This window comes from Psychrobacter lutiphocae DSM 21542 (genome assembly GCF_000382145.1).
GTDB classification, from domain to species: domain Bacteria; phylum Pseudomonadota; class Gammaproteobacteria; order Pseudomonadales; family Moraxellaceae; genus Psychrobacter; species Psychrobacter lutiphocae.
The window spans coordinates 1-1721 of record NZ_KB907694.1 but is presented as its reverse complement, the minus strand read 5'-3'; the positions used below and the strand labels follow the sequence as shown (position 1 = coordinate 1721).

2 protein-coding genes are annotated in these 1721 nt (G+C 37.3%); both read left to right on the top strand.

The annotated features are described in order from the left end of the window. A partial coding sequence (locus H140_RS16090; protein ID WP_033427097.1) for a hypothetical protein occupies positions 1–925 on the top strand: 925 nt, incomplete at its 5' end. Between the two features lie 49 nt (positions 926–974). Next, the coding region (locus H140_RS14820; protein ID WP_033427096.1) for an Ig-like domain-containing protein at positions 975–1721 on the top strand (747 nt) is incomplete at its 3' end.

Genomic DNA, 1721 nt, shown 5'->3' with positions numbered 1-1721 from the left:
ACCTGCAGACTTAATAGATAGTGACAACGATGGTAAAGCTGACAACATTGAAGTTGAAGCCTATGTAGCAGATGCTGCGGGCAACACCTCAAACAGTACAAGTGTTGAGCTAATTGTTGATCTTATCGCCCCAAGTATTCCAATAATAGCCCCACGTGAAACTAACACGCCTGTATGGGAGGGTGATATTCCAGGATCGAATCTAATTCGGGTGGATCGACAAGGTAGTGCCACTATTACATCGAGTACAGATGAGGATACTTCAAAATTGAGCTTTACTTATATTGATGAGGTATACAACCCTGAAACTAAAAGCATTGGTATAAAGCATGATGCTACTGTTATAAGAGATGACAATGGTACATGGCAGTGGTTAACTTTTGATGGTAAAGATGCGACCAATGATCCTTCTGCTATTCAATCTGCCATAAATCTCAATAGTAGAGATATTAACGGTGATGGTATTGATGAAGCCGAGGTCACTATTGCTTTGAATAGATTATCAGATTCTTCTGATATTACAGCAGTAAATTTTGATATTGCTGGTAATAAAGAGTCTTCAACTGCTAAGGCAGCAGTAGATGATAATACTGTATTAATGTATAGCGGTTCTCAGCAATCTGATATATCAGTGCGCGCTGAATTATTTGATAATTTTTCAGATGATATTAGTGATTTCGCATTTTTATTATCAAACGGAGAATTTTCTAATATATCTGAAGACTCCAACTTTGAAATTCTAGCTACAGATGTCGATAATGATGGAGTAGTAGATGGTTATGGCTTCCAATTAATTGATGAAAATGGTCCAGCAGGAGACTCTAATATCGAACCGAATACATGGAATTATAATATTGTAGCTATTAATAACGAAGGAAATCAGCTATTTGAAAATAATATTATATTATCAGAAATCATAATATAGACATAATTAATAAGACCCACATTTTCAATTAAATTAAGGATAATTCAACATGGCTACTAATATCAGAGAGTTTTCAGTAAATGATACGGAACTTGCTAAAGGCGAAACTACAAACTTCACTTTGGTGTTTGATACCAAAGTTGCAGGTCTAACCCTATCTGACCTTCTGCCAGAAGGTGTAACTATTGATAGTTTTGAAACGCAAGATAATCAAACTTTTACAGGGACCATTACAGCTTTACCTGGGTTTAACGGATTTGGTCAAATCGAAATTCGTGCAGACAGTTATTTTAATGGAGAAGATTTTACCGGTGGAAGCCGCATACTCGTCGAGTTTAACGTAGATACTACACCGCCGCTAACCCCTACTATTGACATTGAGTCTCCAGGTCCAGATGGAGTATACAATAGTGATGAGATAAGCAGTAATGGAACGGTTACCGCTACTATTAACTTTCCAACGTCTAGTAATGAATTCGAAACCACTAAGCCAGGTGATATCTTAACAGTAGATGGTGTTGATTATATCATCACTGAAGAGATGATTGATAAAGGTCTTGAAATCGATGTCACTCCTAATACCGATCCTTCTCAAATCTCAGCTACTATTACCGATCAAGCGGGAAATATGGGTAACACGATTACTCAAACTATAGCACCTCTTGACACCAGTGGTCCAGATAATAGCACCACTCAAATCATGGTTAATGACGTCACAGAAGACAACGTAATTAACACCGAAGAATCAAAAGACACCGTCACCATTACCGGACAAGTAACTGGAGAATTTAATAGC